This window comes from Bacillus sp. P14.5 (assembly GCF_003316765.1).
Classification (GTDB): Bacteria; Bacillota; Bacilli; order Bacillales; family Bacillaceae_B; genus Rossellomorea.
Window position 1 is genome coordinate 38,162 of sequence record NZ_NIJF01000078.1, and the last position, 24,912, is coordinate 63,073.

Genomic DNA, 24,912 nt, shown 5'->3' on the forward strand with positions numbered 1-24,912 from the left:
CAATACTAATTCCCGGAAAAACAACCTTAATTCTCCTGAATAACCTATTTAACATGAAAAGAAAAGGGCTGATCCCACCGATTAGAGTATAAACCTTAGTACCCGGGGAAAAATCCGGCTTTTGGGATTTTTTCGAAGGCAGCAATGTATGCGAAAATAGCCCATAATAAATCGTAACATGAAATTGTACTGAAATAAAACAATCTCATTTTTGACAACACTATTGAAGTTATGTATATACTTATAGGGTCTTTTTGGTGGTACATATATTATTAATCTAGAAAGGAATGACAATAATGGATTTTATTTTAGGCTTAAATGGATTTACAGAGAGAATATATGATTTTGATTGGACAGGACTTTTCATCACACTCGGGATTTCCTTCCTTCAAATCATTGCTATTTATATTGCTTTTCTGATAGTTAAAGGGTTCGGAAACAAGGTTCTGCATAGAGCTTTCAGCAGGTATAGTGAGAGAAACAGCGTCTCCACGGCAAGAGCACAAACCTTGGAGAGCCTTGCGAAAAACATTTTCTCCTACGTATTGATTTTTATATTCTTCGTCACGATCCTGCAAATATTCGGCATACAGGTGACAGCCATCCTGGCAGGCGCCGGCATCATTGGTCTTGCAGTTGGATTTGGTGCGCAGGGACTGGTCAGCGATGTTGTAACGGGCTTCTTCATCCTGCTTGAAAAGCAGATTGATGTCGGGGATTTTGTCACAGCAGGAAGTTTTTCAGGAATCGTTGAGGCAGTGGGATTAAGAACAACTCAGATACGCAGTTTTGATGGTACATTAAATTTCCTGCCTAACAGGGAAATCACCAGTTTGAGTAATCACTCCAGAGGAAACATGCGGGCACTTGTCGATATTGGCATCTCTTATGATGATGATATTGATAAAGCCATCACAGTTCTTCAGCAGGTGTGTGACAAGGTGGCAGCCGAAGATGAGAATATCGTTGAAGGCCCTAATGTAATCGGTGTTCAGGGCCTTGGGGCGTCAGATGTGGTTATCAGGGTGATTGGAAAGACAAAAAATATGGAACAATGGGGTGTGGAACGAAAGCTTCGCAAAGCCCTTAAAGAAGCACTCGACCAAAACGGCATTGAAATTCCTTACCCTCATCAGGTTTATATTGAAAAGAAAGAACAATAATCAAAAAACAACGTCCAATTCCGGGACGTTGTTTTTTTGTGTCAATTATTTTAAAAGTTCTCCGCATAAAAAAGACTGGTTCAGATTCCCGATCATCCTTAAACTATTTAGATGACTTAAACGCATATTTGATAGCTGAGAGAGCCCCCGCAGGAGTTTTCTAAATGATTGTTCCTTTTAGTGCTCCTTCGACTCCATTCCCAGTCTATGATGATGTGAAGAATAGAGTCGAAGGCAAACACCTCTGCTGGACTAACGTCTTCATGGCTGCAGCCCTGTTCTTCACCAAAACAGAGTTTTATAAAGTTTTGATATAATCAGTTAAAGTAGATATAGCAAATTCAATGGCACCTTCATCTGGATTTAATCTTGCATGATGAAGTCCGTATTCTGAATTTACCCCCAGCCAGAACATAAAGCCCGGAATTTCCTCCAGCATGTAACCGAAATCTTCCCCCGTCATAGCTTCATCACAAATAACAAGGTCGACATTTTCTTTTGCCTGGAGAAATTCAATGAACCTCCTTGTCGCTTTTTCTTCATTGAAGACCTGTCGGTACATACTGCCGTAATCAATGACAGCCTCACACTCATAGCCAACTTTGATTCCCTCTACCAGTGCTTGAATTCTTTGTTTCACACTGCTCATGGACTCAGCGGATAAGGTTCTGATTGTTCCTTCGAGCCTTGCTGTTTCAGCGATAATATTTTGAACGGTACCGCCAGTGATTTTACCTATGGTTACAACCGCGCTGTCAAGAGGGTTGATGTTTCTTGCGACAACTGTCTGCAGCTGCGTCACGAGCATGGCGGCTGCGACAACCATATCTTTGGTGTGGTGAGGATAGGCTGCATGGCCTCCCTTTCCCTTAAGGTCGATGAACAGCTCAGAAGTGTTGGCAAACAGCAGCCCTTCCTTAACGGCTATAGTACCAACCTCATATTCAGGTGCAATATGGAGCCCGATAATGAAGTCGGGTTTCCACTCTTTCATCACATCACTTTCAAGCATGGGCTTCGCTCCGCCTGGCCCTTCTTCGGCAGGCTGGAAGATGAACAATAGATGATCATCAATAGGATTTCTTGCAAAATAGGTCAACATCCCAAGAGCAATGCTCATGTGGAAATCATGGCCGCACGCATGCATCCTTCCCTCATGTTCTGAATGGAAGGGCAGGCTGGTGTTTTCCTCGATCGGCAGCCCGTCGATATCTGTACGATAGCCGACCGTCTTACCGGGATTGTTTCCTGCCAGTCTGACAAACAATCCCGTTTTCCACTTTTTCACTTCTATTCTTTCCTGAGGCAGGCTTTCAATATAGGAAAGCAGATATTTTTGTGTTTTATATTCTTGGAACCCAAGTTCAGGGATTTTATGAAGATCCCTTCTAATTTTAATAAATGGATTGATTTCCGGCATCCTAATGCCTCCTTTCTTATTGCTTACACTTAAATGAAAAGGACTGAAGCCGAATGGCCGTCAGTCCTTTTTATCCAACCGTTATATGACCACACATCAGCCCAAGATCCTTACAGTTGTCTCAGCTCTTGTTTGATCTCTGTCTTGGATTTTGTTTTTTCATCGATTTCTTTAATGACTTTAGCCGGCGTACCTGCTACAACGGTGTATGGAGGCACATCTTCAACTACGATCGCTCCCGCAGCAACAACGGCACCTTTTCCAACCGTTACTCCTTCAAGAACCACTGCATTCGCTCCTACCACTACATCATCTTCAATCACGACAGGCTTAGCGGACGGCGGCTCGATTACTCCTGCCAGGACAGAGCCTGCACCTATATGGCAATTTTTGCCGACAGTTGCGCGCCCTCCAAGCACGACATTCATATCAATCATTGTGCCTTCACCGATCACAGATCCGATATTAATGGAAGCACCCATCATGATGACAGCATTATCTCCGATTTCCACTTGGTCACGAATAATCGCGCCAGGTTCGATACGTGCTTTGATGCCTTTCATATCAAGCAAAGGAATCGCGGAGTTACGGCGGTCATTTTCCACAACATAATCGACAATGTTGTCTTTGTTGTTTTCCAGAGCCTCGGAAATTTCTGCCCATTCACCGAACACAACACCAGACTCCCCATTTATGAAGCTTTTAGCATTTTCGCCAAAGTTTATACCAGAAAGGTTTCCTTTCACATACACTTTGACTGGTGTGGATTTCGTGCTATTTTGAATAAATGAAATGATTTCATTTGCATCCATTTGTTTCATTTATGTAACCCCCTAAAAAAATATGTATAAATTCAGAAATCTAATAACACTTTACCAAATTAAAGGACGAAAGACAAGAATTCTAATTAATATCGTCGGTTTTAATTTCAATGATGTTTCAATAATTAGAGCACTATAATATTGATGTGTTGTTTTCTTCTAAAAACTCTTCTACTATTTGCACAAAGGCTTGAACCTGCTTCAGCTGGAATGCAGAATCATAACCAAGCAGCCATGTGTCCCTGTGAATAGACCCTTTCTTTTCATCCATCAATGGAATTTTATATAGATCTTCTTCAGCACCATTCAAAGTAATCGCAGGCAGAATCGCATACCCTATTCCATTGAAGGTCATCTGTTTACACGTCTCAATTTGGTCGACCACTATCGTCCGTTTGGGGACAGATTGAAATTGGCGGTGCCACCAGTCCTGAATTTCCTGATAGTAGTTTGAATCACTTTTGAACTGAATGAAAGGCCGGTCTGTTTCCAACACCTCTTCCACCTTCTGTATCTCCCTGTCCACCAAATAAAGCCTGTCAGTAAACAGGTGATACTTTGGCCCTTTCCAATCAGCAGTCCCCCTTATGATCCCTATGTGCACCTCATCTTCATATAACGCTTCCAGAATTTCACTGCTCCACCCAGTAATCAATGAAATCTTGGCATGCGGATAAGTATCCACAAACTTCTTCAGCACTTGAGGAAGCCAGTTCTGGCCAACTATAGATGCACAGGCAATCTTTAAAGTACCATGCACTTTTGACTCCAAAGCTTGAATTTCTTCTTTCACTTTTTCTTCCTTTTGCAGCATTTCCTGTGACAACTTAACGACCAGCTCTCCTGCTGGAGTAAGAGACAATCCTTTCTGGGACCTGATAAACAGTTTGGTCCCCCACTCCTTTTCAATGTTCTGCAGCCTTTGAGATAAAGCAGGCTGTGAAACAAACAATCGTTCCGCCGCTTTTCTCATATTCATTTCCTGAGCAAGAACACACATTAACTGGTATTCAGAAAAAGCCATGATGCCTCCACTCCCTTGATAAGTTTTTCTTATATTATATCTTAAATTTTATGTTATTTCATTATCACCATTCAAGGAATAGTCTATTAGCAGAGAGGAGGTTGCGACTAAATGATGATAAATGAGGTGATAACATGTTCTTTCTCCTTTTCACTGCCGGATTCTTCACGGCGCTAATTGGTACAATTGCCGGCAGCGGCGGTTTGATCGGCCTCCCTGTCATGCTTCTCTCAGGTCTGCCCATTCATTCCGCCATAGCTGTGAGCAAGTTTTCAAATACGCTGAGTTCGTTTTCCAGCTTTGCCTATTTACTGAAGAAAAGAGAAATACGGTCGAAGGAAGCCCTCTCTATCCTTCCCTTTGCATTTGGGGGCGGGATTGCAGGGGGACTGACAGCAGGATTGCTGTCTCAGACAACTTTGGAAGTCCTGGCAATCATTTTTTTAACGACTGCATTTTCAATTAGTTTCATTAAGAAGCCCTCTTCATCTCAGGGCGAGGATACCCAGGTTTTAAAATGCACAGGTCCTTATTTAACAGCTATCGGTTTCTATGATGGAATGTTTGGACCAGGGCAGGCAACAATTTTAATGCATACCTTCTTATCCAAAGGGATCTCTTATATTAAATCAATAGCCTTTACAAGATTTCAAACCTTTATATCCTGTTCTGCCGCCTTTACAGCTTATCTGTACAATGGACACTTCATCTGGCAGGCAGGCTTGGCCTTTTGTCTCGGCAGCCTGCTGGGAGCACAGATAGCGGTAAGAACCGCAGAAAAGATTCCCTTACAATTTGCAAGAGTCATCTTAAACGCTATGACTCTCATTCTAATCACTAAGTTGATTCATTCCTTGCTGTTTTGAGTAGTTTTAAGCATCTGCTTATCCGTCTTTACTCTGTGATTTTCATACTGTAATGTACCTGTGTTGTATTGCTATTAGTCCGAAAACTTCCTGACTCTCACTCATGATACTGGAGTGAGAGTTTAAATGGCTTTTACCAAGCCAGCCAGCGTGTGAATATAAAAGGCATCCAGCCTTATTGCGCAATGCTGGATGCCTTTTTGACTCTATTTAATCCGTAAATGCATTCAGGCTCTTCTATCAGCACTGCTCAACTACATCGGATTCTAAGCTGCCTTCCCACTCTTCTGGACCCATCGATTTCTTAAATACCCAGACACGAGCCTCATGACCAGGTCACTAGATTCTATTTGATCTGCCTGACATCTCCATTTCAGCTTTTCTTAGGAAGAAACAAAATAAGCAAAAGGCTGACAAGAGCGAAGAACAGTACCCCGATGTATACCCAGTGAAGCGAGAAGGTCAATGCAGACTGCAAGGTTTCTCTTAACGGACCGGCAAGCTCAATTCTCTTTTCCTCATCAAGAAGCATATTGACTACATCAATGTCAGCTTTGGTATTTTCCTTGGCCTCTAAATACTGCTTAATAGAGCTGTTTAAGATCCCGCCGAGCAAAGCGGCTCCCAAGGTGCTTCCCAGGTTCCTCATGAACATATTGGCAGCAGTGGCTATCCCTCTCTGCCTCCATTCAACCGTACTTTGGATAGAAACGATAAACGAGGTAGAAGTCAAACCCATCCCCGCACCTACAAAGAAGGAACCGGCCGCTGCCCATAAAGGTCCCGAATCAGCCCCCATGGTGACGAAGAAAATACTTCCGATAATAAGAGAGAATCCGCCGATCAGCGAAGTCTTGTAGTATCCTATCTTCAACAGCAGTCTTCCTGCAATAGTTGCGGCAATCGGCCAGCCGATCGACATAGTTGTCAGAGTGAAACCAGCGACAGTGGGGCTTCGTTCCATGACTCCCTGAACAAATGCAGGCAGGAAACTGGAAATGCCAATAAGCATGACACCTGTTGTAAGTGAAACGATGTTGGCTATAAAGATGGAACGTTCCTTCCATATACCGAAAGGCATCATTGGTTCCGGGGCTCTTCTTTCCTGAAAGATAAACCCTATAAAGAATACGGCGGCTGTACCGAGTAAAGCGATAGCAGCAAGTGAATCCCAAGGGATATGTACTCCGCCTTCCACAAGGATGAACATCAATGTGGAAATAGCGACCGTCAGCAATACTGCGCCAAGGTAATCGATCTTGTGCTTTTCTTTTTTAACATCTTCATGAAGAAAGAGCCAAAGGGCAGCGATGGAAAGCACACCAAGCGGAATATTGATCCAGAATACATAATGCCAGCTGACATACTCGACCAGCAGGCCGCCTATTGCAGGTCCGCTTACAGCAGAAATACCCCACACAGAAGACAAATACCCTTGAATCTTAGCCCTCTCTTCTCTCGTATAAATATCGCCGACAATGGTAGTCGCCATTGGAAGGACCGCGCCTGCACCAAACCCCTGTATCAGCCTGAAAATGATCAATTGTTCCATTGACTGTGAGAAACCGCAAAGTATGGACCCAGCCATGAATATAATAATTCCGAAAGTTATGATTGGCTTTCTTCCAAATAAATCAGATAGCTTTCCATAAATCAAAACGGTAACTGCATTCATCAGTAAATAAGCTGAGAATACCCAGCTGTATAAAGAAAAACCTCCCAAATCTCCCACAATAGCCGGCATGGCAGTAGATACAATGGTTGCCTCTATTGCTCCCATGAACATGGCAAGCATGACTGCAGCCAGAACAAATGGCCTTCTAGTCCTATTGGGAGCCTGTCCGGCTGGACTGCCATCCTCCTTGGACATTTCTTGTTCCCCCTTCCGGCATTAATCTAATCTCAGTAATAAGAGCCCCCGTGCCGGGAGCTCCCAATATCATCCGTTATGTATATTGCGGTTCAGCTGTTTCAGGATAACCCTCCTGGTCATGATTCCCTCAAAGTAACCGTCTTCATCCACTACACAAAGAAACGGATGATCGATTAAAAGCTGAAGCGCTTTTATAAACTTTGTTCCGAGTGTAATGGTAGGAAAATCCACATTCATGACTTCCTCTACTTTTTTCTCATCCAGTTTTTCAAATTCTATATGCTCAAGTCCCAGGATTGAATCTGTGATCAAACTTGAACTGATCAAACCTTCCAGCCGGAATTGAGGATCGAGCACAGGAATGGACGAATATCCGCTCTTCGTCAAAACAAGCAGCGCATGTTCCAATGTATTAGCTTTTTGTACATGGGCTACCTTTTCTGACGGTATAATAAAGTCGGCAATATTCGCTTCCAGAAAATCCTTGCTGTGTAACGAAAACATTATTGAACCCCTCACTCTCGTAATAAAAGCTGTTTTTCGAATGAAATGCTGCTTCGAGGAATTGTCCTCACAGTCCTCGCCGCCTGACCCCCGACCTTATGTTCCCGCAGCTGGGAATCCCTGAAGGAATAGCGACTGAGGCAGACAATCTCCAAGTGTCTTTATACATAATCAGCAGCAAAGTTTTCGAAAAAAGCTAAATAAAAGCCGACTTATATTGTATCATACTTTTGGAAAAAAGATGGATTCAAGAAACTGGTTACCCCTTTTTCGTTACAATGTTTTTCTTGTGATAGCCACACGAAGGGCAGTCATACATCACATTCTGATTGGACAATGCTGTCAGGACATCTTCCATATCTTTTTTTCTGCCGCATGCCGGACATATAATTTCCGGATTTTTATCAGTATTCATCCTATCACCTCTATCATAAGTTCCGTCATGCTTAATATTTCTATACACCGCAGGTACCCCCCAGATATTAAAATTTTCTCTCTAAACAGGGGAGCAGCTGACCACAAGAATATGCCTAAAAACAAAAAAGAGAAAGCGATCACATTGAAGTGACCACTTTCTCTCAAATGTTTACCTATTCCCGATACTACTGGGAGTTTTCCTTTTCTTCCTGAAGCAATTCAAAAATTTCAATTGCCGTAATATCGATATCATCGAACGGGAATTTGTTGGCTTTCTTATCATCAGTGTATACTTCTAATTCAAATGTATCGGTATTAGAAAAATACTTTACCTGACATAGTTTTTTACCATTGACTTCAAAAAAACGTTGTTGAGTTTCACCTGTATCTGTACCATCCTGCAATGATTTTAAACGCTGAATGATCCCCAGAAGCTGAGACATTGACCGTCTCTCCTTTCTTCACTTCATTCTTTCTTATCTTTTGCATTATCACAATTTCTATCCTTTCAGAAGATGAGATAAATCGCCATCCCCTGTAAGGTTTCCTTACTAAAAACACATACAACTCTATCACACCTTTTAAGATAACACCACCACTTTCCCTTCTCAAGAAAAAACAGAATTTTTTGTTTTTATTTTCTATTCGTCTATAATTAATATTGGCAGTAAACTCAATTAAAAGGATTTCTCATGTTTTAACGTATACTACCTTTCCTAAAAAGGAGATAAGAAAATGATCATTGACCAGGAAGAAAGAATTTCCGTAATTGACCTTTTTGATTTGAAGGAACCCTTCAGAACCGGTGCCTTTGTCATCAAAGAAGATGAATTGACCATTGTTGAAACTTCTGCAAGCCCATCAATCCCCCACCTTTTAAAAGGTCTTGAACAAATGGGGATTTCATTGGAAAGAATTAAAAATATCATTGTAACCCATATCCATTTGGATCATGCTGGAGGTGCAGGTCTGTTTCTGGAAAAATGTCCGAACGCATCAATTATCGTTCATGAAAAAGGAGCAAGGCATCTTATAAGTCCAGATAGGCTGGAAGCTGGCGCAAGGCAGGTATATGGAGGGGATTTTGACCGCCTCTTCCACCCGATCATCCCTGTTCCTCCAGAAAAGGTCATCATAAAGAAACATAACGAACAACTTCAATTGAGCAAAGACAGCACTCTGACCTTCTATGATACCCCCGGGCACTCCCGTCATCATTTCAGTATCTACGACGAAAAATCGAAAGGGATATTCACAGGAGACACTGCAGGGATAAATTATGGATATATCATTGAGGGGGAAGCCCTTTATTTGCCTTCCACGTCACCCAACCAATTCAATCCGGATGAAATGATGCAATCACTAAACCTATACAGCAGTATGGACTTGAAAAAAATATATTTCGGTCACTTTGGCATTTCTACAGAACCGGAAAAAGTTTTGACAGAGGTCAAGAATTGGTTGAGAATATTTGTAGAGACAGCTTATCACATCCTTCAAGAAAACAAATCGGAAACTAAGCTTGCTGCATTGACTGAGGCGTTGAAAAAAGAAGTGCTGAAGTCCAATAGCAGGCTCAGTGAAAATGAACGTTTCCTACGCCTCTTAGAATTGGATATGAAGGTTTCAGCAATGGGTCTTATCGACTACATCGAAAAACACCATTCTAAAAGGCTCTTTTCGTAATCTTTGTTGCTTTCAATATGAAATTGGCAGTCAGGACAACGCCATAATTCACTTGAAATATCCTAATAAGCAAGAAAGAAAAGACCATAAGGGAGAAGCCTTGGTAACCGGGGAAAAATCCCGCTCTTGGGATTTTTCCGAAAGCAACAATTCACACTAAAACAGACTTTAAAAAGGAAGTGAAAAGATTGAACCCCACAAACATCACGGTATATACTCAACCGGATTGCCCTCCATGTTCTTTCGTTAAAGAATTCTTAACCCATCAGGAGATTCCATTCATCGAAAAAGACATCAGGAAGGATCCCGCTTCCAGAAAAGAATTGATTGAAAAATACAAGGCGATGTCAACGCCTTTGATAGTGATGAATGATGAAGTATTTTACAGCTCGGATATCTCAAAGCTGGTAGAGATTTTAGGCAAAAAAAATGACACATCACGTGTCAAAGCTCTCTATCAGATTATATTCTGTGAGCCTTTGCCGGCATCCAGGAAATACCCTTGAAAAATAAAATATTGTTTCGTCAAGTATGAAACGGAAAGGGGAGCCAAGTTGTTCTCCCCTGCTGCCGTCTCCAAGTCGCGAGTACCTTCATCTGTAGATTCTTCTTTAGTGTTCTCCCTTACTTCAAGCTCTTCCGGAAGTTCAAAGAAGATATCGTCAACTTTCAGATCGCCATTTTCCTTTACCAGTTTTACTCCCTGATACCCATCCTCAAAAGAAACAGGTCCGTCCTCATAGGTAATGTATTCATACAGATATACCGTTTCTCCCTTTTTAACTGCTTCTGTTTTCTCAGTGTAACTGAAATTAGGGATATAATACGAGGCAAAGTCTGAGCCGAAAGTCTGGAAACCTTCATCCGTTTCAATTACATTTTCCAGCACAAATTTTTTCGTGAACCTTTCAGTAAAATGAGTTCTTAAAATAGCGTCAATTTCGTTCATTTCCCTGGGTTTTTCACTTAACGAGACCTGTTTATCGAAAGAAGTTTCCACTCTTTTGACAATGTCCTCTTTATCCAGGGCAGTTGCCGGTTCAATGAAAGTAATACAAATAATGGCTGCAATCAGTACCGCTGTTAGTTTCTTAAAGTTTTTCTTCATTTTATCTTCTCCCCTTTGGATTTCTTTTCCATTGTAGCAATCCCAGCTTGTCGATAGTATGTAAACCGTTCGCATTTTACTAACAAAAGCAGACAGATTCATTTATTAATTTCATTTAACTTGTTCCCTTTTTGTCATATTTGTAAAACAAAAAATTACCGAAAGAATAATTTACCAAAATTATAGTGTCAAGTTTTTCCCTCCTAATGAAGAAATGGGTGTCTTGTTTCTGCACGATTCATTACTGTGAGTCTTTTATTAGCACTTCGCCAACTGCCCTTTAATTAAGGGGATTGGAGTGAAGATGTACCCATTGAGAAGGAATCCCTTTCTTTTTAACAACTGCAGTCTTATAAAAAAGCGAATAAAAAAGAAGAAGGCCGCGTCAACACATGACTCAGTCTTCTTCTCTTATTCCTGCCTGGTATTTTCATTCAGGGTGCATATAGATCAATTGCTTTATAGATGATAAATAATATAACAAGGACAGCCGCAATTAAGTATGTGAGGAAAATTGGATTTTTTGTATATGGATGCTCCTGTACTTTATCCGGTAAATCAGTATCAAGTTCGTTTTTTAAGGCTTTCTGCTGACGGGCAACTTTAAACGTATACAACAATGACAGAATAAGCAATCCTGCACTAATGAGCATGAGGATCAAAACAAAACTGCTCATCATACCACCCCTTAACAAGCTTTTAAGGTTAAGTTGCCCACTCAAGCTTCATCTATTCTGGAATCTAAGAAAGAATTCCATCCTGGTCGTACAGGAAATCATAAGAAAGGTCCATGAACAAATATTGATTTTCACCTAATGGATAAGAAAAAGTCCTGATCATTTCCCCCGTTTCAATATCACTATAGGAATCTGAAAGCAATCCTGCGTTTTTGTTCTGCATCCTCATTATGTTTTCAAGGAAATAAGGCCGCCAGCTCCAATTCTTTCCTTTAAAACCTTGCACCGTTTCCCATATGTTTGCTTTCCTGACCAGGTTCTCTGTCAGCTGAAAACCATTTTCATCACAAATGTAGAGGCGGAAAAATTTTTCTCCAACTAGATTTGCCAATCCTGTCAGCAAGGCATCTAATTCCTTTATATTTTTTTCAGATCACTTATATACTCATTCGTTTCCTTTTGCAAAACCTGGGAAAGATTATGAACAGCTTTTAAGTGTCTCTTTTCATGTTCAATATATTCCTGGCATTTAGTCTTTAACTTATCCCTGAGGATTTCCGCTGGCAGAAAATCTGCTGAAGGATCCTTAAGATAGAAGCCCTGATAATATCTGCCGCCGTTCTTCCATGCAAAGTGAAGCTGATAGTCCAATTCTATATTTTCAAAAAGAAGCGTGGAACCAATTTTTCTGGCCAGCATGGACAGACTGTAAAGAATATTATGGAATGTTGTATTTCCAGCTTCTTTACGCAAGTGCTGGAGATCCACCTTCATGATATCCGGACTGAATTTTGCCAGCCTCTCCCACTGATCGCTGTCCCCGCCTATATTATCAATAGCAATTTTGATACCAAAGGTTTTGTAATATTGAATCAGATGAAATAACTGCTCAAAGTCACCTCTAAATGTTTTTTCTGATATTTCAAGGATGATTCTCTCCATTTTCAACCCTTTGGCGCAAAAACTCAAAAGGAGTTCAAGAAGTGATTCCCCTCTATCAGCCATTAGCAAGTTGGCATCCCTGTTCACAAAAAACAAGGGGCAATGTTTTCATTCAGGGATTTCTCTAACGCCTTGGACAGAATATTATTATCTGCCTCTATTCGATATTCATCAGGTATGTCTTCATCGAGGAAAAAAGGTCCTAAACTGACTACTCCAGTGTCAGCCTGATACCTGCCCAATATCTCATATCCCATAATGGTATGCTCATCCGCACTGAATACAGGTTGAAAATAAGGAAAAGCCCGATTCAAATTCGCTACAACTTCCAATGGATCCATCTTCAACCACTTCCCTACACATAAAATATTATTGAGTATATCATATCTTGATGCTTTCTAGAGAAGGATGATGAGTGGATTTATTTATTTAAGGGTAAAATCATGCTTTAGAATTAAGGAGAAGGACTTATTCATTACGCTCTTTTCGCAAAGATTGTGGCTGTAGAGAATTAAAGGATTTCCGCTCCAGGCGGGCGGTGAGCCTCCTCGAGAGGAAGGTTCCGTTCCAGTGGGTACGGAACCCGGGTCTCACCTGTCCCGCTAGTCCCGCAGGAGATCGTCCGCCTTCCGCTCCAATCCTCCTACGCAGAAGGGGGCAGAAGGTAAAATCACATTTCAAAGCAATATTTATTTACGGATTTTTCCCCGGAAACGAAGGATTTCCTCTATAAACGGAGGGTGAAGCTCTTTTCTTTCTTGCTTACCAGGATATTTCGGGGAAATTAGGGTATTATTTTCAGAATTACATATTAAATAGCAACAGAGTTTACGAAAAGAGCCTTGTTTAAAAATGCGAATACCTAACGAAGTTACTCTTAAATAGCAATAAAGTATACAAAAATAGCCTTCCATTACCTTCTCTTAAAGCTGGATCTGGCGTTTTACTTTTCGATACGGTTTACCATAAGAAAATGTTGAATTCCTTTAAAGGCAAACACATAATAAAATACAGCCAAAGACTGGCTGGATTCTTTTGAGAAGCCCTTAAAACGGAAAACGGTTAAGCCACTGCCCTCCATCCATGGTGATACATTCTCCATTGATATAAGCTGCGCTTTCTGAAGCCAGGAAATAAGCAAGTCCTGCTATTTCTTCAGGCGTGCCCAATCGTTTCAAAGGAACACTGTCAATCGTCCTTTTAGCAGCCTCCTCTGATTCCCACAGCTTTTCGGCGCCACCGGTCCTTTCAATCGGACCGGGAGCAATAGCATTTGTTCTGATACCATACTTATGGCCCCACTCGACCGCCAGTGTTCTTGTCAGGGATAGCACTCCTGCTTTTGCAGCTGCAGAATGGGCAACTCCCGCACCAGCGTTCCAAGCATATGTAGCGACCATATTGATGATGTTCCCTTTCGTCCCAGTCTCTTTCCAATAGTTGGCTGCAGCATGTGAGCAGAAGAATGTACCGTTCAACACTATATCAATGACCGATTTCCATCCATTAGGAGTCAGTTTTTCAGCAGGCACTATAAAATTCCCGGCGGCATTATTAATCAAAGTATCGGCACTTCCGAATTTTTCTGCGGTGAATTCAATCATCTTTGCTGCATGGTCAGGCTCCCTGACGTCCATTTGGAAAACCTCTATCTTCCCAGATAAAGATAATGAAGCAAATTCTTCTTTTGTATTTTCCAGTCTCCCTAGATCCCTTCCGGTTATCACCACATTGCATCCTTTTTCCAAAAAGTGCCTTGCCATATACTTTCCCATTCCGTTTGATCCGCCTGTAACGATTACTGTTTTCATCTCTTTCCCTCCAGGTGAATGAATAATCACTCATTTAATGTTATGTCAGAATTATATAACAATTTACCTCTTATGAAAACACTTACAGCAGAAAAATCCTTTGACTCTAAGAACCCATACTTTTCAGGCTGTATATAAGTCAGCTTCAGGTATTTGATAATGGTTGGGAAAATGCTTGTGATGTTGTTCAGCGGTTTAAGATTCGAAGCCCCGCCAAGCCAGTGTTTGAAGAAGTTCAGGAGATTTTGATAAGGATGCATGGAGACTGCTAGTTTGGAATACTTAGTTCGAATAAGTCTCAGGGGAGCTCTTAGAGGCTGCCAACCGCTTAAACTCTGTCTGTATGGGTTTCAAGCAAGTTCTCCAAAAGAAAATATTCAAGAAAAACCACAGAAATTTATATCTAAAAAAAAAGCCGAAGTGAATGTGCTCCACTCCGGCTTTCAGTCTATAGTAATAAAATATTAAACTTAATCCTGACTATTAACCAGCAGCTGATGAAGCTGGGCCAATGTTCGAATGATCGTTTTTTTACGATTGTATCCTTTAGAATCGACGGTCATGTCGTTTAATTGTACAACTACTTGTCCCCAGGATCCAAATGGTTTAAACCCGTAAACGAAAACCTTCACCTCACCCTGATCTGTTGGCAGGATGATCATTTCCATATGTTCATGCTTCGTCATAAAACATACTCCTTTGCTGATAAACTCTGGGCAAGAAACGGCTTACCACCATTACACTAAAAGTAAATTATCTTCCTGCCTTTTGTCAACTTATTATTTTCTGCTTCAGCACAAGAGTTATATACTTACCAGGGATTCGTTCCGCTCATTCAGCAGCCTATTAAACGCTTCTCGTTTTTACAGCTGGGAATATCAGCCGCCTATCAATTTTCCAATGAAAGATGTTCATAAGCTTCCTTCTTCAATTCCATCTGGCTGTTAATTGGAGGTGTCCCTTCCTTTCGCTCGACGTAATGATAGTTCCCTTCAGCATCCTGCTTTCTGGCTTTCATGTTGTCAGCCAGCGTTAAGTCCAGGATGTCCAGCAGCCTTTTCTTGATGCTGCCTCTGTAAATCGGAAATAAAATTTCTACGCGTTTGACCATATTCCTGGTCATCATATCAGCAGAAGATAAATACATTTTCCCTTCTCCATTGTGGTGGAAGTAGTAAATCCGGCTGTGTTCAAGGAACCTGCCCACAATACTGATGACTTGGATATTGTCACTGACTCCTTTTATTCCAGGCCGCAGACAGCAGATGCCTCTTATGATTAAATCGACCTTCACACCTGCAGCGGAGGCTTCATACATTTTCATGATGAGTTCTTTATCAGTCAATGAATTCATCTTTGCAATGATTCTGCCGTTTCCATAGTTTTTATGAGACTCAATCTCCTGGTCAATCAGCCTGATGAATTCATCCCTTATATCAAAAGGGGCAACAACCAGGTGATGAAACACAGGTTTATCTGTGTATCCGCTTAGATAATTAAAGAAGTTCGTGGCATCGATCCCAAACTTTCTTTTTGAGGTAATAATTCCCATATCCGTATATAATTTAGCCGTCTGGTCATTATAATTGCCTGTACCCAAATGCACAAAACGGTCAATTCTGCCATGTGTCTTCCTGACAACCAGTGTGATTTTACTATGTGTCTTCAGATTGTTCATACCATAAATAACGTGGCACCCTGCTTTTTCCAGCTCTTTAGCCCACTGAACATTGTTTTCCTCATCAAACCTGGCTTTTAATTCGACCAGTACCGTTACTTGCTTTCCATTTTCGGCAGCTCTCTTCAATGCATCGATTACAGGAGAGTCCCCGCTTACCCTGTACAAAGTCTGTTTGATGGCAAGGACGTTGGGATCATCGGCAGCCAACGAAACAAAGTCGACTATCGGTTCAAAGGATTCATAGGGATGATGGAAAAAAAGGTCCTCATGAAAAGCCTTTTCAAACAGGTTTTCATGCGAGTGCAAATCCAGTGGAGGCTGGGGAATAAACACTTCAAAGGAAAGGTTATCCCTCTTTTTCTTTAACTTGCTTATGAAACTGAAAAGAAAAGTTAAATCAAGCGGCCCTTTGACCTTGTACACATCTTTACTGTGGATTTCAAGCTCCTCCAGCAGATACTCAAGGACTTTTTCATTCATGGTCCCCTCCTGCACCTCCAGGCGGACAGCTGCACCCCATTTTCTTTTTTTAAGCTCTTTCTCAATTTCAAGCAGCAAATCCCTTGCGCCTTCTTCATGTATGGTCATATCTGCATTGCGGGTAATTCTGAATGCACTGGCTGATTTCACATTATACCCATTGAAAACTTTATCAATAAAATGGATGATCACATTTTCCAGCAAGATGTACATCTCCACCCCATCCTCGGACGGAAGGTCGATCACCCTATCCAGCACAGAAGGCACTTGAACAAGTGCAACCTTTTCCCTCTCTTCCTCATCTTCTGCTTCCGGATTTTCCAGAATCACAACCAGATTGAGGCTCTTGTTCAATAACATGGGAAAAGGACGGTACGCATCCACAGCCATTGGTGTGAGAACAGGAAAGATTTGTTCTTCAAAAAAACTTCCAGAAAGGTCATCTGTTCTTGATTTAAGTCCTTCAAGTTCGTGAGGTGAATCTTCTCATCATTCAGTTGCGGAATAATGAGGTTCGTAAATGTCTCATCCTGCAGTTCAACAAGTTCATGGTTTTTAGATGATATCGCTTCCAGCTGCTGTTTCGGGGTCAAACCCGCTTTATTCTCTGGTTTATTATAGTTGGCTTTCACCTGATCTTTTAATCCGGCTACTCTTACCATAAAGAATTCATCAAGGTTGGAACTGAAAATCGCCAGAAATTTCATTCTTTCCAGCAGCGGATTATTGTAATCCAGAGCTTCCTCCAATACCCTTTCATTGAAAGCAAGCCAGCTAAGTTCTCTATTGTTATAATAATGAGGTGAATCAAATTGTTCTGCCACCATCTCATCTGCTCCCCCTCTCATACATTTCTTCTATCTTTTTTATCCTAGCAAATACAGAATTGGCAATTATTAAGAGAAAGTTAAGATTTAGTAAATTTACTCTATCCTTTTAAAATTCATTGTAATATCCGTTCTAAGTGCTTTCTCCAGATGCCTCTTTTGCTTCTCTGTCTGGTATTTCTCTGCAAGATAATCACCCTTGCAATGCGCAGAAACCTCCAAAGAGCAGCCTGATTTCGTGATATTCAGTTGTTTAACAATATTTCTTTTACTCGCATTCAGGCTGTAAACAAGCTTCAGGACAGCCCCCATTTCTCTTATCTTCTTCATTTCCTCCTTAGTGAACCATTCCGAAAATAACTTGAGATATTGTTTAAGAGATAATTTATTTTTAAAAGAAGAAATGCTGGCAAGCTGAACTCTCTCTTTATGGAGAAAACCATTAATCGACCGGTTGGCCATGATATAGAAAGTATGCTGTGAACTTGAATCTGAATCAATATATTCACCCAGATAATATAATGCTGCTCCATATTGAAGCATTTTCAGATCGCCTGATTCCAGATTCCAGTATCCCAAGTTTGAAAGCTGTTTCCAAAACTCTCCCGCCAAGAAGATCATTTGCTTAGAATGAGATTCATTAATATCGAACTCATGGCAAAGTTCCTTCATGCTCATCTCAATGACAGAGTCCCGGTTCACAGCCTTTTCAACGCTCCCATTTGCCATCTCCAACACCAGGCCGTCCCTGAGCCCTTTGCGGCTGACCATAAAGTAAGGGGCTTGGGTATAGTCGAAAAGCTGATGAAACACCTCCGCAGCAGGCAGTATAATATCTGCCCTGTCTTTTGAAAGTCCTTCTACTTTTTCAATTTCTTGATAACTCAACGGGAAAAGCTGATCACGAATGGATGAGATAGTATTCCCTGAGAGGATATACTGATGGACTCCTGCAATTTCATAGTCTCTCTGCTGCTGATCAATCTGAGCTAAATTCCTCGCACTTCCTCCGACCCCAACTATAGGGACTCTCTTATTTTTCAGCCAAGGAAGCTTAGAAAATTCTCCTTGCAGAAATTGAATAAGATTTTTACGTTCCTCTTCTGTGATTGAATCTCCTTTAATGAACTGTTGTTTCAAGGAAACGACACCAAAAGGATAACTGTGGGACTCCTTAAGTTTTCTCTCTTCAAAAAAGGTGATCTCCGTACTGCCTCCCCCAATATCAATTGTCAGGGCCGTTTCAGCAGGAGTACTTGAAATGACGGCAAGATACCCGTAAAAAGCCTCTTGCTCCTCTGATAATATTTCTATATTCATTCCCGTTTCCCTCTTGACTGCAGAAATAATCTCTTCCCTGTTTCCTGCCTGCCTGATAGTGGCAGTTGCGACACATCGTGCTGCAGAAATCTCATGAAATTCCAGGATTTCACTGATGCTCTTCAGGACCTTGAGGAGTTTATCCAGACCCTCCTTGGATAGATTCATATCCTCTCCTAAATAGGTCCTTAGCCTCGCTACTGCTTTAACATTTTCTATCTCTTTATATCTTCCATCCGGATAATGGCTGTATATAACCAGACGGATTGTATTGGAACCTATATCTACGATTGCACTTTTATTCATTATCATCATCCTAATTAAAATTATAGTATTGCCGGTAGTAAGAAACGAGAGATTCCTTGTACCATTATGTACCATGTTCACTTTCTTCTTACTCAAATATTTTGAAATATTATGGTAAGCAAGAAATAAAATAGGTGCTGACTCCTCGTATCCAGCCGGCATTCGAGAACTGCCCTTCGAAAGGTATACCAAGCTTCATATTCTTTGCCTCTTTATTATTTACCTGCTTTGAAGATAAGTTAACCTTAAACTTTAACTTATCATGTGATAAGCTAAATATATTGTTGTTCATCTGAACTCGCTTTATTTGATTTAGTTTTTTCCAAACTTTTCAAACATAGAAATAAAAGGTATAATAGAATAAAACTATTCCACTTTAAGGAAGGAGTCAATATTTTGAGAAATTCCCATGATTCAACCCCTCATACTACTACAGTTAAAAGCCTCTCACAAGCTGTTTTCACGGTGAACCGCCACGCCAAAACTGCTATCAATCCAAAGTATCTGTATTCTTTGAAAAAACAAGCTCTCCAAAAAATGATCAAAGAAGGCAAAGCCGTTAAAGTAGGATTGCATTTTTCAAACAATCCACGGTACAGCCAGCAGCAGTCAGACGTTTTGGTTGATTGCGGTTTGTATACTTTCCATATCCCCCCTGCTAAATCCGATTTCGAAAACCTCCCCCATCTTGGAACGCTGGATAAATCAACCCGAAATCCAAAATGCAGAATGAGCCTGGGGGAAGCCAAAGTGATTCTCGAAAAATATACAGGCATAAAAGAAAAGAAAGAGCCTGTTCAAAGCGCTTACGGCCGGAGTTACCAGAAGCCTGTATTCAAAAAACTCGGTGATAGTTATTAAGAACAAAAGCGAAAGCGCCCTGAACAGGCCCGACAGGCAAATGTTCCGAAGAGAAAAAAAGGCGGTCTTTCCTTAACGGGTTCTGTTTATAAATAAAAAGGAGTGTCAAATCGCATTGATTTTGACACTCTTTTTGTTGATTTAACGGTATTCTTGCTGGTGAATCTGTTCAATTGGTATTACAAAATGTACATTAAATAGTAAATGACAGAACTTTTTGTTCTTTAGTATTTGTGGCACAAATTCCTATACACTTTTCAATCCCAATATTAATATGAAGGAGAGTATTTTATTATAATAAATCTAGTAATTATTTGATTGGAACGGAAGGTGCGTGAACTCCTGCGGGACCAGCGGGACAGGTGAGACCCCGGAAGCAAGCTGAGGAGGCTCATCCAGTTCCAGCGGCCAGCGACTATCAGATTTCGGTCTCTCTCCTTGCTAATCTAGCTGCAAGGCCCAACGGCTAGCGTACTTCCCTGCCTCCTCCTTGCGATAAGTCAACATCAACAAACTACGTTTGTTGTGTTTCCTTTATCTCATGCGGAGTCAGTCCAGTCCGTACGCCGCTGAGCGGGGCCTTTCCACTTTATATAGATAAGTCATCATCGAATCGCTTAAGCTCTTCGTGATTCCTTTATCTCATGCGTGAGCCCTTAAATCTGTACGTCGCTGAACAGCCGCTTCTGCTTTTGTTTCACCGCACTCCCCGCGGAGTCGTACACCTGGAGTGGAAGTCAACATACACTATGAAAAAAATCAACACTCTTTAACAGAGCCAAATAATTAATAAGAAGCAAGGCTGAAAATCCAGCCTTGCTTCTTTTTAGTCCGCACGCAAGAAACAGGTTTATAGTATATATTTGTCGATTTTTAAGACCAATTCATTTATTTGCGGTTTACTCACCTGATCTTCGGCTCCCACTCTTACACCCTTATGTTTTAAATCTTCGGTTATCAGCGAAGAAAAAATGATGACCGGCAGACTTTTTAACACTGCATGCTCTTTAATCCGAGTTGTAAGGTGGTGGCCGTCCATTTGCGGCATCTCGATATCAGTCAGAACCAGGTTGACTTCATCTTCAATATAGATGGCAGACGCAGCTATGGATTCGAGGTATTCATAAGCCTCTTTTCCATTTTCAAAAAACTCAACATTATCATAACCCGCTTCTGATAATGTATCACTTAATAATTTTCTTAGAAGTGGTGAATCTTCCGCAGCAACAATCTTTTTCTCCGATCTGGTTCTCTTTCCTAATTTCTTTACTTGTTCAACCTGTATTCCAGAGTCAGGATTTATTTCTGCCATTATGCTCTCAAAATCAAGAAGAAGAAGCATGTCTTCTCCCTTTTTGATGACTCCGATTACCTGAGATCCAGAACCCTGATACATAGTCGAAGGCTTTTCAATCTGCTCCCAGGAGATTCGGTGGATCTGAGTAACATTCTCCACATGGAAAACGACCCTTAGCTGATTGAATTCAGCCACTATGTATTTATCCTGTTTAACTGATTGCCCATCCATAACACCCAGCGCTTTTCTCATATCAATGACCGGGAGGACTTCCCCTCTTAATTGAATAAGGCCTTCCATGAATTGATGTGCATGAGGTATTGGTGTCACAGGCAAGGGCTGAATGATTTCTTTCACTTTAATCACATTAATTCCGTATTTATTGCGGCCTACTTCGAATTCGACGATTTCTAATTCATTGGTTCCTGATTCAAGCAGAATCCCTTTATCTTTATTCATATTTCAGCATCCTTTCAATTTAGAGATACTGTCCAAGAGGGCAGATTGAACTCTGAGCCCATTTTTGCTTTTTTTTCAGCCTTTGAAAGGCAGTCTTCAAGCTTTTGTCACATGGCTGAATGATCCCTTGCAGTTGAAGCATGCCTCGGCAGCCAGTTCCTTATAAGAACCGTCTCAACTGCACGGAAATTCCACAAAACGATGATTCTCTCTATCTATATCGGCATTAATTATCCTTTTCTAAAGTGTCTAATAGCTTTTTTTCTCTCTGGAAATTTTAATTACCTAATAAACATTTCATTTCTCAATAAAAAGGACGGATTCCACTGTATTCCGTCCTAAGAACTTTTCCTGTCCCTATTTTCTCCATTAGAAGGTTCTTCACTTTAAGTGAATTACTTCAGCCGTATTTTGCGGCGTTTCTTCCTTTTCTTTATACCAAAATGCAGCCAGCCGATTTTAACGAAGAACATGAACATTCCAAGCGCTATCAGACCCATTATTCCCAGAACAATGAAATAGCCGTTTCTTTCATCCAGTTCAGGCATATAGGCAAAGTTCATCCCATACAGGCCGGCAATGAACGTCAATGGCATAAATATAGTTGTAATGACAGTCAGAGTCATCATTATATTATTCATTTTATCTGAATTGATGGAAAGGTAATTATCACGGATATCGGAGGAAAATTCCCTGTATGACTCAAGCATTTCAACCAATTTTAATAAATGGTCATACACATCATTGTAATAAAGGTGATGTTCTTTAAGAAAGTTTAACTTTCCATTATTTAAAATCCTGTACAGCAAGTCCCTCATTGGAACGAGTGATCTGCGGAGCTTAGACATGTCGTGCCTGATATCGAAGAGGCGCTCCATGATTGCTGAAGTATTGGCATTCTCGAGTACATCCTCGATCTGGTTCAAGTTGTCTTCAATCTTGTATACCAGCGGAAAGAAATCATCCACCATGGCATCTATAATTTCATGCATAATATTATAAGTAGTATATTTTCCGCTTTTCATTTCCCCTGCCTTTTTCCAAATACTATCCACTATTTCTACAGGCTGTTTATGGAAGGTGACAATGAACTGATCACTGACAAACATATTCACCTCATGAAAGTCGAGTGTCTTATGATCAATCGTATGCATCAGAAGGAAAAAATAGTGATCATAAAAATCCAGTTTAGGTCTTTCACTGAAATCTTCTATACAATCCTCTATGGCTAAAGGATGAAAGTGAAAAAATTCCTGAAGCTGATTGATCTCATTGCTGTCAGGCTGGGAAAAGTCGACCCAAAACCATTTATTGTCTTCTTTATTGACCTCTTTTAAGGGGAGGTCTCGTCTTACATCCCCATTTTTTTTAACTACTGTGGTTCTAATCATATCGTTCTCCCCAAACTCCATGTAATATATGAAAACCTTCATCTATACTTCTTAAATAACTTGCCCTTCGTGAGCGCGATCTATTGCTTACCTCAGTAAGTGTTCTGTTTTAATGCTGCTCTTTTAAATATTTTGACTCTGTTAAAAAAATGGTTGTTTTTAAGGGTCTCACCTTTCCCAGAGGGGCTGCAGCGGAAATCCATTACTTTTAAAAACAGGCGCTATCCTTGCGAAAGAGCTTTTATTTTTTACCCTTTTTAAAAACAAGGTAACCTTCAATTGTCGTTTTAATGCCGATTACATGGTAAAATATGAAACAAGTTAGAAAGAGAAGGTGTTAAATAATGGACCATTTAATCAATAAACAAGTTCAAGATATCGAAATATCAGGCATCCGAAAGTTCTTCAATTTGGTCTCGGATATTGAAGATATGGTATCACTTACCCTTGGCCAGCCTGATTTTCCGACTCCGGATCATGTCAAAGAGGCAGCCAATAAAGCTATTGATGAGGGATATACTAACTATACCCATAATGCTGGTTTCCATGAGTTAAGAGAAGCGGCTGCAGACTTTTACAGAACTAAATACAATGTTTCTTTCGACCCGGCTAATGAAGTAATCATTACAAATGGGGCCTCCCAGGGAATTGATTCAACTCTTAGAACTATATTGAATTCAGGAGATGAAGTCATCCTGCCAGGGCCTGTGTATCCTGGATATGAACCAATCATCAAATTATGCGGGGCTTCACCAGTATTTGCCGATACGGTATCAAATGGCTTCAAACTGGACGCCGGCGTCTTGCAAAAATACATAACACATAAAACGAAGTGCATCATTCTTCCGTATCCATCCAACCCAACCGGAGTAAGTCTGTCAGCCAGTGAATTAAAAGAAATTGCCAGCCTTATTAAAGGCAAGGACATATTTATCCTGGCAGATGAAATTTACAGCGAATTGACATACGATCGGAATCATACTTCAATCTCTGAATTTCTTAAAGAACAGACTATCGTCATTAACGGCTTGTCTAAATCCCATTCCATGACCGGATGGAGAATAGGAATGGTGTTTGCACCCGAAAATATTGCTAAACACATACTCAAAGTCCATCAATATAATGTGTCGTGCGCCTCCTCAATATCACAAAAAGCGGCATTTCAAGCTTTGACTAAGGGAATTAATGACTCCGATATAATGAGGGACGAATATAAAATCAGAAGGGATTTTGTTTCTGAAAAGTTAAAGGAAATGGGCTTCGAGGTAATTCTTCCAGATGGAGCTTTTTACTTCTTCGTTAAAATTCCTGACTTCTTTAACACAGATTCATTTACTTTCGCTCTTACATTGGCTCAAAAATATAAAGCAGGTGTAGTTCCCGGAAATAGTTTTTCTTCATTCGGTGAAGGGTTTTTCCGCCTATCCTATGCGTGTTCGATGGAAGAACTGCAGAAAGGGATGAAGAGAATTCAAGCATATGTGCAAGATACAGAACCCTTTATAAAGAAGTAGTTGCTGCCCTCGACGATAAATAGAAAAGGACCAGGAAAGGTAACGAGTTCTGTCTTGAAGTACAAACTTCTAATTAGCCTAAGAAATGGTTGAGTTAATCTCACAAAAAGAATGTCTTTTGATTTCCACTCCATGTGCGTGACTCCGCGGGGCGTGCGGTGAGCCTCCTCGGCTTCGCCTGTGGGGTCTCACCTGTCACGCTAGTCCCGCAGGAGGTCACGCACATTCCGTTCCAATCAAACCCTTGCTAGATTTTTTATAATTAACAGCTCTCCTTCATGTTAATATTGGGATTGAAAGTGTATAGGAAATTGTGTCACAAATTTTGAAGACCAAAAAGTTCTGTCATTTGCTATTTAGGGTACAGTTTGCATTACCAATTGAACAGATTTACCAGCAAAATGCCGTCAAATCAACAAAAGAGTGTCAAAATCAATGCGATTTGACACTCCTTTTAATGTGTA

At 40.7% G+C, this 24,912-nt stretch carries 24 protein-coding genes and 1 pseudogene; 7 read left to right on the forward strand and 18 right to left on the reverse strand.

Annotation, left to right across the window (positions count from 1 at the left end; all coding sequences use genetic code 11):
• The first annotated feature begins 296 nt into the window (after positions 1–296).
• Positions 297–1,163: a mechanosensitive ion channel family protein gene (locus B9Z54_RS13920; protein ID WP_187444525.1), complete on the forward strand. Its 867-nt coding sequence runs from the start codon at positions 297–299 to the stop codon at positions 1,161–1,163.
• Between the two features lie 164 nt (positions 1,164–1,327).
• A complete protein-coding gene (locus B9Z54_RS24875) occupies positions 1,328–1,480 on the forward strand; it encodes a hypothetical protein (RefSeq protein ID WP_162785217.1) in 153 nt (50 codons plus the stop codon).
• On the opposite strand, the gene B9Z54_RS13925 is transcribed toward B9Z54_RS24875, so the two are convergent.
• The 3 genes from B9Z54_RS13925 to B9Z54_RS13935 all read right to left on the reverse strand — a co-directional run bounded on the left by B9Z54_RS13925 (position 1,462) and on the right by B9Z54_RS13935 (position 4,428).
• The gene (locus B9Z54_RS13925) at positions 1,462–2,583 is read right to left on the reverse strand and encodes an N-acetyldiaminopimelate deacetylase (protein WP_113928972.1); all 1,122 of its coding nucleotides are present in this window, start codon (positions 2,581–2,583) and stop codon (positions 1,462–1,464) included. The two genes, B9Z54_RS24875 and B9Z54_RS13925, sit on opposite strands and share 19 nt — an antisense overlap.
• A gap of 110 nt (positions 2,584–2,693) precedes the next feature.
• Complete coding sequence (gene dapD / locus B9Z54_RS13930; protein WP_113928973.1) at positions 2,694–3,404, reverse strand: 2,3,4,5-tetrahydropyridine-2,6-dicarboxylate N-acetyltransferase; 711 nt, start codon at positions 3,402–3,404, stop codon at positions 2,694–2,696.
• A 133-nt stretch (positions 3,405–3,537) separates the two neighbouring features.
• Complete coding sequence (locus B9Z54_RS13935) at positions 3,538–4,428, reverse strand: LysR family transcriptional regulator (RefSeq protein WP_113928974.1); 891 nt, start codon at positions 4,426–4,428, stop codon at positions 3,538–3,540.
• 134 nt (positions 4,429–4,562) lie between these two features.
• On the opposite strand from B9Z54_RS13935, the gene B9Z54_RS13940 reads away from it, so the two are divergent.
• A complete protein-coding gene (locus B9Z54_RS13940; RefSeq protein WP_113928975.1) occupies positions 4,563–5,294 on the forward strand; it encodes a sulfite exporter TauE/SafE family protein in 732 nt (243 codons plus the stop codon).
• 373 nt (positions 5,295–5,667) lie between these two features.
• On the opposite strand, the gene B9Z54_RS13945 is transcribed toward B9Z54_RS13940, so the two are convergent.
• The 4 genes from B9Z54_RS13945 to B9Z54_RS13960 form a co-directional block, all read right to left on the reverse strand.
• The gene (locus B9Z54_RS13945; RefSeq protein ID WP_113928976.1) at positions 5,668–7,164 is read right to left on the reverse strand and encodes an MDR family MFS transporter; all 1,497 of its coding nucleotides are present in this window, start codon (positions 7,162–7,164) and stop codon (positions 5,668–5,670) included.
• A gap of 69 nt (positions 7,165–7,233) precedes the next feature.
• The gene (gene cbpB, locus B9Z54_RS13950; protein ID WP_113928977.1) at positions 7,234–7,671 is read right to left on the reverse strand and encodes a cyclic-di-AMP-binding protein CbpB; all 438 of its coding nucleotides are present in this window, start codon (positions 7,669–7,671) and stop codon (positions 7,234–7,236) included.
• A 259-nt stretch (positions 7,672–7,930) separates the two neighbouring features.
• A complete protein-coding gene (locus B9Z54_RS13955; RefSeq protein ID WP_113928978.1) occupies positions 7,931–8,134 on the reverse strand; it encodes a hypothetical protein in 204 nt (67 codons plus the stop codon).
• 139 nt (positions 8,135–8,273) lie between these two features.
• Positions 8,274–8,531 (reverse strand): YkuJ family protein, encoded by a 258-nt coding sequence (locus tag B9Z54_RS13960; protein WP_113928979.1) that lies wholly within the window; start codon positions 8,529–8,531, stop codon positions 8,274–8,276.
• A gap of 292 nt (positions 8,532–8,823) precedes the next feature.
• On the opposite strand from B9Z54_RS13960, the gene B9Z54_RS13965 reads away from it, so the two are divergent.
• On the forward strand, positions 8,824–9,774 hold the full coding sequence (locus B9Z54_RS13965; RefSeq protein WP_113928980.1) for an MBL fold metallo-hydrolase: 951 nt from the start codon (positions 8,824–8,826) through the stop codon (positions 9,772–9,774).
• Between the two features lie 188 nt (positions 9,775–9,962).
• Positions 9,963–10,280, forward strand: coding sequence for a glutaredoxin domain-containing protein (locus B9Z54_RS26705; RefSeq protein ID WP_113928981.1), 318 nt, complete (start codon positions 9,963–9,965; stop codon positions 10,278–10,280).
• Here the strand turns inward: B9Z54_RS26705 and B9Z54_RS13975 are convergent.
• The 9 genes and pseudogenes from B9Z54_RS13975 to B9Z54_RS14015 form a co-directional block, all read right to left on the reverse strand.
• Positions 10,232–10,882, reverse strand: coding sequence for a DUF3993 domain-containing protein (locus B9Z54_RS13975; protein WP_162785218.1), 651 nt, complete (start codon positions 10,880–10,882; stop codon positions 10,232–10,234). The genes B9Z54_RS26705 and B9Z54_RS13975 overlap by 49 nt on opposite strands.
• Before the next feature lie 434 nt (positions 10,883–11,316).
• The gene (locus B9Z54_RS13980; RefSeq protein ID WP_240189927.1) at positions 11,317–11,559 is read right to left on the reverse strand and encodes a hypothetical protein; all 243 of its coding nucleotides are present in this window, start codon (positions 11,557–11,559) and stop codon (positions 11,317–11,319) included.
• A gap of 64 nt (positions 11,560–11,623) precedes the next feature.
• Positions 11,624–11,950, reverse strand: a complete 327-nt coding sequence (locus B9Z54_RS26500; RefSeq protein ID WP_345840731.1) for an EAL-associated domain-containing protein — start codon at positions 11,948–11,950, stop codon at positions 11,624–11,626.
• Between the two features lie 26 nt (positions 11,951–11,976).
• The gene (locus B9Z54_RS26505; protein WP_345840732.1) at positions 11,977–12,588 is read right to left on the reverse strand and encodes an EAL domain-containing protein; all 612 of its coding nucleotides are present in this window, start codon (positions 12,586–12,588) and stop codon (positions 11,977–11,979) included.
• Positions 12,585–12,842 (reverse strand): hypothetical protein, encoded by a 258-nt coding sequence (locus B9Z54_RS26510; RefSeq protein ID WP_345840733.1) that lies wholly within the window; start codon positions 12,840–12,842, stop codon positions 12,585–12,587. Before B9Z54_RS26510 ends, B9Z54_RS26505 begins: the two co-directional genes overlap by 4 nt.
• Positions 12,843–13,547: 705 nt before the next feature.
• Positions 13,548–14,312 (reverse strand): 2,4-dienoyl-CoA reductase, encoded by a 765-nt coding sequence (gene fadH, locus B9Z54_RS13990; protein ID WP_113928983.1) that lies wholly within the window; start codon positions 14,310–14,312, stop codon positions 13,548–13,550.
• A gap of 470 nt (positions 14,313–14,782) precedes the next feature.
• Entirely contained in the window at positions 14,783–14,998 is a 216-nt protein-coding gene (locus tag B9Z54_RS14005) for a hypothetical protein (protein WP_113928986.1), read from the reverse strand.
• 203 nt (positions 14,999–15,201) lie between these two features.
• Positions 15,202–17,300, reverse strand: a pseudogene (locus B9Z54_RS14010) (RNA degradosome polyphosphate kinase).
• 96 nt (positions 17,301–17,396) lie between these two features.
• Positions 17,397–18,926: a Ppx/GppA family phosphatase gene (locus tag B9Z54_RS14015; RefSeq protein ID WP_240189928.1), complete on the reverse strand. Its 1,530-nt coding sequence runs from the start codon at positions 18,924–18,926 to the stop codon at positions 17,397–17,399.
• Positions 18,927–19,322: 396 nt separating this feature from the next.
• Between B9Z54_RS14015 and B9Z54_RS14020 the strand changes: the two genes are divergently transcribed.
• The gene (locus B9Z54_RS14020) at positions 19,323–19,787 is read left to right on the forward strand and encodes a YkyB family protein (RefSeq protein WP_113928987.1); all 465 of its coding nucleotides are present in this window, start codon (positions 19,323–19,325) and stop codon (positions 19,785–19,787) included.
• A gap of 850 nt (positions 19,788–20,637) precedes the next feature.
• Here the strand turns inward: B9Z54_RS14020 and B9Z54_RS14025 are convergent.
• On the reverse strand, positions 20,638–21,543 hold the full coding sequence (locus tag B9Z54_RS14025; RefSeq protein WP_113928988.1) for a chemotaxis protein: 906 nt from the start codon (positions 21,541–21,543) through the stop codon (positions 20,638–20,640).
• Between the two features lie 395 nt (positions 21,544–21,938).
• Positions 21,939–22,934, reverse strand: a complete 996-nt coding sequence (gene corA, locus B9Z54_RS14030) for a magnesium/cobalt transporter CorA (RefSeq protein ID WP_113929007.1) — start codon at positions 22,932–22,934, stop codon at positions 21,939–21,941.
• A 344-nt stretch (positions 22,935–23,278) separates the two neighbouring features.
• On the opposite strand from corA, the gene B9Z54_RS14035 reads away from it, so the two are divergent.
• On the forward strand, positions 23,279–24,448 hold the full coding sequence (locus B9Z54_RS14035) for an aminotransferase A (RefSeq protein ID WP_113928989.1): 1,170 nt from the start codon (positions 23,279–23,281) through the stop codon (positions 24,446–24,448).
• Positions 24,449–24,912: the final 464 nt, after the last annotated feature.